Source organism: Pseudomonas sp. E6002, from assembly GCF_013385565.1.
In the GTDB taxonomy this organism is placed as follows: domain Bacteria; phylum Pseudomonadota; class Gammaproteobacteria; order Pseudomonadales; family Pseudomonadaceae; genus Aquipseudomonas.
This window is the reverse complement of sequence record NZ_JACAPT010000019.1, coordinates 1-9174: the sequence shown is the minus strand read 5'-3', so window position 1 is coordinate 9174 and position 9174 is coordinate 1. Positions and strand designations below refer to the sequence as shown.

Below are 9174 nucleotides of genomic sequence, written 5' to 3'. Positions count from 1 at the left end.
TGTAAGAGCGGAACCATAAGCCGCCGTGACCGAAGAAACGGATATGCCCCCACCCCCATCCCCACCCCCAGCAGAATCACCCTCCCACCCCCCACCCAACGCCGTATACAAATTCACCTCCGCCACCAACTGCGCCAACCGATCAACAATCAACGCCTGCTGCGAACTGAACAACGACCGCTGCGCATCCAGAAACACCAGATTACTGTCCACCCCACTGCGATACCGGTGCTGAGCCAGGTCGTAATACGTCTGGTTGGCCCGAACAAAATCCCGCTGCGCCGCCAGTTGCTCGTTATACGTTTGCCGCGCCGCCAGCCCGTCCGAGACTTCCTGGAACGCGGTCTGAATCGACTTCTCATACTGCGCGACATAAATGTTCTTCTGAATCTTCGCGTAATCCAGGCTGGCCCGCAGGCTGCCCGCGTTGAAGATCGGCAGATTGATCTGCGGCTGGAACCCCCAACTCCCCGAGCCCCCCTGGAACAATCCCGACAGATCCTTACTCGAGGTGCCCGCGTTGGCCGTCAGCGTAACCGAAGGAAAAAACGCCGCCCGCGCCGCGCCAATATTCGCGTTGGCCGCCTGAAGCTGATACTCGGCCTGCACAATATCCGGCCGCCGTTGCAGCAGGTCCGACGGCAACCCGGCCGGTACCCGGGCTACCAGGTCGTCGGACAGCGGCTGTGCCGGCAAAGAATCCGGCACCGGCCCACCCACCAGCAACGCCAGGCTGTTGAGGTCCTGGGCCACCTGCCGCTGGTAGCGCGCAATGCTTGCCCGGGTACTTTCGACGCTGGTCTGGGCCTGGATCACATCAATCGACGTCGCCTTGCCCGCCGTTTTACTGCGCGACGTCAGACGCAGGCTGTGCTCGTCCGAGGCCAGCGTCTGCCGGGCCAGGGCCAGCAGTTCCTGGTCGGCGCGCCAGGTCAGGTAAGCGTTGGCGACGTTGGCCACCAGGCTCAGTTGCGCGCTGCGCCGAGCTTCTTCAGTGGCCAGGTATTGCAGCATCGCCTGCTCACTGAGGCTGCGTACACGGCCGAAAAAATCCAGCTCGTAGGCGCTGACGCCCAATGTCGCCGAATAGGTAGAGGTGATCGCAGACTTGCCGGTGGTAGTGGCGCGCCGCGGGACTTTCTGGCGGTTTTCGGCACCCGTGGCAGACACCGCCGGGAACAGGTCGGCACGCTGGATGCGGTACTGCGCCTGGAACGCTTCGACATTCAGCGCCGCCACCCGCAGGTCACGGTTATTCACCAGGGCCTGGCCAATCAACTGCCGCATCACCGGGTCACGGAACAACTGTTGCCAGTCAGGCCCGGAGGCCGATGGCCCCACCCGGTCCACGTTATACACCGGGAAGTGCGCCGGGGTCGGTGCCTCGGGCCGCTGATAGTCCGGGATCAACGAACACCCGCCAAGCACACACGCCACGCCGAGCATCAGTTTTTTCATCACGCGCCAACCATCCATTTGGCCAGGCCATGCCGGCCACTCACGCCCAGTTTGGCCGCCGCGCGCTTGAGGTAGGTTTCGATGGAGCTGTTTTTCACGCTGAGTTTCTCGGCCATCTGCGGTACGGTTCCGCCGGTCAACAACCCCAGGCAAACCTCCTGTTCCCGCGCCGATAAGGTGATGTCACTGAGTGACAGGCGTTTATAGAATTCGCGCTGCAATTGCGACTGCTCCAACGGAGTTTTAGAGGGCTCGGGAGCTACCGGCGGGGCCTGTCGATTGATCTGCGCGTGGCGCTCGATCAACGGCAGCAAGGTTTCCGAAAGGCTCTTGAGAAACGACAGCTGCGCCAGGGAAAAGGCGCGTTGGGTGTGGGGCCGGTAGAACGAAATCACGCAGCGCCGATTGGCCTGGCGCGATACCAGGTTGCACTGATGGGAGGTGCCGCGGGTGTGGGTGCTGTCGGCCTTGGCATTCATCTGGATCAACAGCGGGTCGTTCATGCCGAGCATTTTTTTCAGCAGCGGATGATCGTCGCGGTGATGCAGGGTGCGCGGTGGCGGCAGGTCCTGCTTCAACCCGTCGCTGCCAAGTAACTTGATATCGAGCACGCAGGCCTGGTGCTCGTCGAGGGTCCATTCACTGAGGTCCACCAAGTGAACCGGTACCAGCTTGTTGACCAGTTGCAGCATGTTCGCTGCGAAGTGTTCAGTGCCGGTGCTTGAAATCAACTCTCCCAACTCGAAATAAAAATGCGGATTTTCCATATTCCGAATACTGCTGGTCAGACTCATAGCCATCTCATCCTTGATGTCGAAAACCGTCAACGGTTGCCCTTACGTGTGCAGGCCTCCCGTTCTCCTTGAACCTGGGTCGGTGCTCGAGGCTTCATTTAGCCACGTGGATTTGTCCTACGTATGTAGCGGAAACGAGGGACACAACCTGCCATAAAAAGCGCGCCATTATTTCGTCATTTCCGACAGGGATATAGGCTGAAGCTGCAGGGTAAAAGGATTTTAGAGTTTGTTAACTAGTTGATATAAAACATATTTACTCAATTTTCTCGACATGCCAGGCTATATGGCATCGGCCAGATGTAGCCAATCTCCTACATCCATTTAATCGTTTCAGCACTGAACCATCAGCCAACCCCGGCGCGGTACCCGGGCTGTCCGGGTTTCGGGTGACATACGGCCCTCCGGGGCGATGCTTAAATCCCGTTGATTTCGCCTCAATGGGGCGTTGTGCGCCTTATCGACACCTCACATGAGAAGGATCTTATGACGTATTTCCCCCTGACCGCCGCCCAGCGGGATATCTGGCTCGACCAACTGCGCCTCGGTGACTCGCCGCTGTACAACATCGGGGGTTATATCGAACTCACGGGCACCGTGAATCCCGCATTGATCCAGCGAGCCATCGAGCACCTGGTGGCCAAGCACGACGCATTGCGTACGGTGTTGCAAGTGGCGGCCGATGGCTTGCCACGGCAGGCGTTTGCCGAGGCCATGGCGGTATCGGTGCCGCAGCATGACGTCTCGCGCCAGCCGGATCCCCGCGCGGCCGCCGAGGCCTTGTTGCAGGCGCAGATGGCGCGAGCCTATGCGCTGGTCGATGAGCCGTTGTTCCGCTTCTTCCTGGTCAAGCTCGATGACCAGCATTACCGCCTCGGCACCCAGGCTCACCACCTGATTCTCGATGGCTGGGGCTTTGGCCAGATGCTGCAATCCCTTGCAGGTATCTACAGCGCCCTGGAGCAGGGCCGGCAGCCGGACCTGTCGGCGCCGTCCTATATCGACTTCATCGACAACGATGAACGCTATCGCGAGTCGGCCCGTTACGCCCGGGACCGCAGCTACTGGCTGGACAAATACCAGGCGCTGCCAGAGCCGCTGCTGACGCGCCGTTACCAGGCCAAGGGCGAGGCACCGAGCAACACCCTGGTAGCACCGTTTCCGGCGGCGCTGCTCAATCGCATGGCGCGGGTGGCGAACCATTACCAGGCGTCGGCGTTCCATGTGTTATTGGCGGCGATGTACCTGTACTTCAGCCGCACCGGCCAGCGCCAGGAGTGGGTGGTGGGGCTGCCGATACTCAACCGTTCCAATGCACGCTTTCGTTCGACCCTGGGGCTGTTCACCCAGGTCAGTGCCGTGCGCTTGCAGTTCCGCGACGACCTGCCTTTCAGCGCCCTGGTGCGTGGCGTGCGCGACCAGCTCCAGCAGGATTTTCGGCATCAACGTTTCCCGCTGAGCGAGATGAATCGCGAGCTGGGTTTGCTGCGCGCCGACCGCGGCCAACTGTTCGACCTGTCGGTGTCCTATGAGCAGGACGACCATGAATTTCGCTACGGCCAGGCATCGGCCCGGGCGATCAAGGTGTCCAACCACCATGAGCCGTTGCCGCTGGCGATTCACTTGCGCAGCAATCGCTACCACGACACGGCGTGCCTGCACTGCGTCTACAACGAGGCGTACTTCCAGGTACACGAGGTGCAGGCCCTGGCTGATCGCCTGGTGTATGTGCTGGAGCAGGGGCTGGAAAACACCGCGTTGCCCCTGGCTGACTTCTCGCTGATAACGCCCGAGGAAACCGCGCAGTTGCAACGCTGGAACGCCACCGCCCAGGCCTATCCCGCAGCGCAAACCCTGCATGGGCGCGTCGAGGCCCAGGCCGCGGTGACCCCGCATGCGGTGGCGGCGGTGTATCAGGGGCAGCGATTGACGTATGACCAATTGAATCAACGGGCCAATGCCCTGGCGCGGCAGCTATTGGTGCTGGGGGTAAAGCCCGACGACCGTGTGGCGATCGTCGCCCGGCGCGGCCTGGAGACGCTGGTGGGCTTGCTGGGGATTCTCAAGTCCGGCGCCTGTTATGTCCCGGTGGACCCGGCCCATCCTGCCGAGCGCCTGCACTACCTGCTCGATGACAGCGCGCCGGTGGCGGTGCTGACGCAGACGGATTTGCTCGAGCGTCTACCGGTATTGAGCGTGCCGGTCATCAATCTGGATCACGCCACGGCGCAGTTGGCGCGCAACCCGCAAGTGGCGATGACACCCGCCAACCTCGCTTATGTGATCTACACCTCGGGCTCCACCGGCCTGCCCAAGGGCGTGATGGTGGAGCACCACACCGTGGCCAACCTGGTGGACTGGCATTGCCAGGCCTTCGATTTGCACGCGGGCAGCCATACCGCCAGCGTTGCCGGTTTCGGGTTTGACGCCATGGCCTGGGAGGTCTGGCCAGCGCTGTGCGTGGGCGCGACCTTGCACTTGCCGCCGGCCCACGACGGCGCCGAAGACATCGACGCGCTGCTGGCCTGGTGGCGCGCGCAACCGCTGGACGTATGCTTCCTGCCCACGCCGGTGGCCGAGTATGCGTTCAGCCAGAATATCGAACACCCGACTTTGCGCACGCTGCTGATTGGTGGCGACCGCCTGCGCCAGTTCAACCAGGCGCGCAGTTTCGCGGTGATCAACAACTACGGTCCCACTGAAGCCACCGTGGTTGCCACCTCGGGCCTCGTTGAGGCCGGGCAGGCGCTGCACATCGGCAAACCCATCGCGAATGCCGCGGTCTACCTGCTGGATGAGCAACAGCGGCCGGTGCCCATCGGTACTGCAGGCGAGTTGTACGTCGGCGGGAAAGGCGTGGCGCGGGGCTATTTGAACCGCCCGGACATGACCGCAGAGCGTTTTCTTTATGACCCATTCAACACGGGCCGCATGTACCGCACCGGCGACCTGGCGCGTTGGCTGCCGGATGGGAATATTGAATATTTGGGCCGCAACGACGACCAGGTAAAAATTCGCGGCGTGCGTATCGAGCCGGGGGAAATCGAGTCCGCCCTGGCGGGTTATGAAGGGGTCACCGAAGCGGTGGTGCTGGTACGCGAGGGGCAGCTGTTGGCCTGGTTCACCGAGCACGCGCCGGTTGCGATTGAAGCGCTTCGCGCCCATCTCAAGTCACGCTTGCCGGATTACATGGTGCCGCAGGCCTACGTAAAGCTGGACGCGTTGCCCCTGACGGCCAACGGCAAACTCGACCGCAAGGCCTTGCCGGCACCCGGTGCCGATGCATTTATCAGTCGAGTCTACGAGGCCCCAGAAGGTGCTACGGAAATCGCCCTGGCGCAGATCTGGGCCGACGTGCTGCACGTCGAGCAAGTAGGGCGGCATGACCATTTCTTCGAGTTGGGCGGCCATTCGTTGTTGGCGGTCCAGTTGGTGCAGCACATGCGCCAGGTCGGGTTGCAGGCCGACGTGCAGGTGCTGTTCGGCCAGCCGACCCTGGCCGCACTGGCGGCAGCGGTTGGCCAGGGCACCGAGCTTAATGTGCCGGCCAACCGTGTTCCGGCAGGTTGCCAATTGATTACTCCGGACCTGCTGGCGCTGGCCGAACTGGACCCGCCGACGATAGAACGCATCGTCGCCGCGATCCCCGGTGGCGCCGCCAATGTGCAGGAAATCTACCCGCTGGCACCGTTGCAGGAAGGCCTGCTGTATCACCACATCACTGACGAGCGCGATCCGTACCAGCAACACGCGATGTTCAGCTTTGCCCGCCGTGAACAGCTGGAAGCGTTCGCCCAGGCGCTGCAACAGGTGATCGACCGCCATGACATCCTGCGCACCAGCCTGGCGTGGGATGCCCTCGAACAACCGATGCAAGTGGTGTGGCGCAAGGCGATTCTGGACGTGCAATCGGTGGCCCTCCAGGGCGATTCAATCCTCGAACAACTGCGCGAACGCCAGCGGCCACTGGACTTGCGCAAGGCGCCGCTGATGGCCCTGGATTATGCCGAAGACCCGCAGAACCGCCGTTGGGTGGGCATGCTGCGTTTCCATCATCTGGTGAACGACGCCACATCGACGCAAGTACTGATGGCGGAAATCCAGGCGCATCTGCTTGGCCAGCAACAGCAATTGCCGGCGCCGGTGCCCTATCGCAACGTGGTCGCCCAGGCCCGGTCAGCGGAACGCCAGGCCGGGCACGAAGCGTTCTTTCGCGGGCGGCTGGCGGATGTCGACGAGCCGACCCTGGCCTTCGGTTTACAGGAGCGCCAGGCGGATCGCCGTGACACCGAGGAAGCCGACGTGCTGCTTCCCGACGCACTCGGCCAGTTGTTGCGTGAGCAGGCCCGCACCTTGGGTGTCAGCGCGGCGAGCCTGTTTCATCTGGCGTGGGCCCAGGTACTGGGTCGCGTCTCGGGCCGTGACGATGTGGTGTTTGGTACGGTTCTGCTGGGGCGTTTGCAAGCAGGTGAGGGCGCCGACCGTGCCCTGGGCATGTTCATCAACACCTTGCCGCTGCGGGTACGCCTGGCGGGGGTGACGGTGCGCGAGGCGATCAGGCAGACGCAGCAGCAACTCAGCGCCTTGCTCGCCCACGAGCAAGCGTCACTGGCGTTGGCCCAGCGTTGCAGCGGCGTCGCACCGCTGTTCAACAGCCTGCTGAATTACCGGCATGTCTCGGTCGAGGCACTCGAGGTGCTGCAGCCCGGCATCGAATTGCTGAGCAGCGAAGACATCCTCAGCTACCCACTGATGCTGACGGTGGACGACCTGGCCAGCGGTTTCCGGCTCAAGGCCAAGGTGCCCCGCAAGGTCGGTGCCCAGCGCCTGCTGGACTACCTTGGCACGGTGCTGGCGGGATTGGTGGAGACGCCCGAGGCGCCGCTGTTCGATGTGCAGGTGCTGCCCGCGACCGAACTGCAACAGCAACTGGTGGACTTCAACGCCAGCGAAACCGACTACCCCGTGGACCAGACCGTCCACGCCCTGTTCGAAGCCCATGCCCGGCACACACCTCACGCGGTGGCGGTGCAGGCCGGTGAGCAGCAACTGACTTACCGCCAGCTCAACGAGCGCGCCAACCGCCTGGCCTATCACCTGCGCGAGCGCGGCGTGCAGCCGGATTCGCGGGTCGCCTTGTGTGTCGAGCGCGGGTTGGACCTGGTGGTGGGCTTGCTGGCCATCCTCAAGGCGGGGGGCGCCTATGTACCGTTGGACCCGGGCTACCCTCGCGAGCGTCTCGCCTACATGCTGCAAGACAGCGCGCCGGTCGCCTTGCTGGTACACGGCGCGACCCGGGATTTGCCGGGGGAGGTGTCGATACCGGTGATCGACCTCGACCACGGCGCCTGGCAGCAGGCGCCTGAAGGCAACCCGCGAGTGCCGGGGCTGAGCGTGCGCAACCTGGCGTACGTGATGTACACCTCCGGCTCCACCGGCACGCCCAAGGGCGTGATGATCGAGCATCGCGGCCTGGGCAACCTCATGCACTGGGGCTCGCAACTGTGCCCGAATGCCGAGGGTGGCGCGTTGTTGCAGCGGGCGCCGTTCAGTTTTGACGGTTCGGTGTGGGAGCTGTTCTGGCCGCTGACCAATGGCATGCGCCTGGTCCTGGCGCGTCCCGATGGGCACCGTGAGCCGGCGTACCTGGCGCAGGTGATTCGTGAGCAACAGGTCAGCGTGATCAAGTTTGTGCCGGCGATGTTGCAGCAGTTTCTGGAGCTGGAGGAGTCTGCGCTTTGTACCAGCCTTACCGACGTTTTATGCGGTGGTGGGGAGCTGACAGAGGCCTTGGCCCGTGGGGTTCAGGCGCGGTTGCCCAAAGTGCGCTTGCATAACGTCTACGGACCGACCGAGGCGACGGTGGACAGCAGTGCCTGGACGCTGGAGCCGGGTGCGCCGGTGCCGGGGTTGCAGTTGCCGATTGGGCGGGCCATCAGTAATACCCGGCTTTACGTATTGGATGAGCATGATCGGCCGGTGCCGCTGGGGTGCAGTGGGCAGTTGCATATCGGCGGGGTGGGCGTGGCTCGCGGGTATCTGGGGTTGGAGCAGATGACGGCGGAGCGGTTTATCGATAGCCCGTTTGTGGCGGGGGATCGGTTGTATCGCACGGGGGATCTGGTGCGGTATTTGCCGGACGGGAACCTGGAGTTTCTGGGGCGCAATGACTTTCAGGTGAAGCTGCGTGGGGTGCGGCTGGAGCTGGGGGAGGTTGAGGCGCGGTTGGCGGCGCATCCTGCATTGCGCGAGGTGGCGGCGTTGATTCGGGATGAGCGGTTGGTGGCGTATTTCACTGTTCGTGATGCGGTGCCGGGGCTTGAGGCGTTGCGCAGTTACATGGTGGAGGGGTTGCCTGAGTACATGGTGCCTTCGGCGTTTGTGCGGGTGGAGGTGTGGCCGCTTAATCCGGCGGGGAAGCTGGATCGCAAGGGGTTGCCGGAGCCTGGGGTGGAGGCGGTTTTGAGTCGTGCCTATGAACCGCCTCGGGGGGAGGTGGAGGCGGTGATTGCGGGGGTTTGGGCTGAGGTGTTGAAGCTGGACCGGGTGGGGCGTCAGGATCACTTTTTTGAGTTGGGAGGGCATTCGTTGTTGGCCGTGGGGGTGGTGGCGCGGCTGCGTAAGGCGGGGTTGGAGGTGGATGCCCGGTCGTTGTTCAGTCAGCCGACGGTGGTGGGGTTGGCGGGGGTGGTTGGGACGCGGGTGGAGCGGGTGGAGGTGGTGCCTGCTTTGAGGATTCCGCAGTTGGGGCGTAGACGTAGGATTTGAGTGGTGGTGTGTATATCCGTTATTTAGGTAACGGCCACCTATGGTTCCGCTCTTACAGCGGCTCACTTTTGAACAGCGCAAAAGTAAGCAAAACGCTCTTGCCCCACCACTCGGCACCTCGCCTAGGCTCGGTGTGCCCTCACTCCGGCTTTGG

Annotated in this window: 3 protein-coding genes; 1 reads left to right on the top strand and 2 read right to left on the bottom strand. The window is 63.0% G+C overall.

All coding sequences use genetic code 11. The features are described from left to right. Window positions 1-1458: efflux transporter outer membrane subunit (locus HX815_RS16375; RefSeq protein ID WP_256351129.1), on the bottom strand; the 1458-nt coding region annotated here is incomplete at its 3' end. After that, window positions 1458-2252 (bottom strand): helix-turn-helix transcriptional regulator, encoded by a 795-nt coding sequence (locus HX815_RS16370; protein WP_008430236.1) that lies wholly within the window; start codon window positions 2250-2252, stop codon window positions 1458-1460. The genes HX815_RS16375 and HX815_RS16370, both read right to left, overlap by 1 nt. A 486-nt stretch (window positions 2253-2738) precedes the next feature. Between HX815_RS16370 and HX815_RS16365 the strand changes: the two genes are divergently transcribed. Beyond that, window positions 2739-9020, top strand: coding sequence for a non-ribosomal peptide synthetase (locus HX815_RS16365; protein WP_177028576.1), 6282 nt, complete (start codon window positions 2739-2741; stop codon window positions 9018-9020). The last annotated feature ends 154 nt before the right edge of the window (window positions 9021-9174 follow it).

Coding starts and splice junctions, on each gene's coding strand:
- HX815_RS16370 (WP_008430236.1), bottom strand. CDS start 2,252: ATGAGTCTGACCAGCAGTATTCGGAATATGGAAAATCCGCATTTTTAT.
- HX815_RS16365 (WP_177028576.1), top strand. CDS start 2,739: ATGACGTATTTCCCCCTGACCGCCGCCCAGCGGGATATCTGGCTCGAC.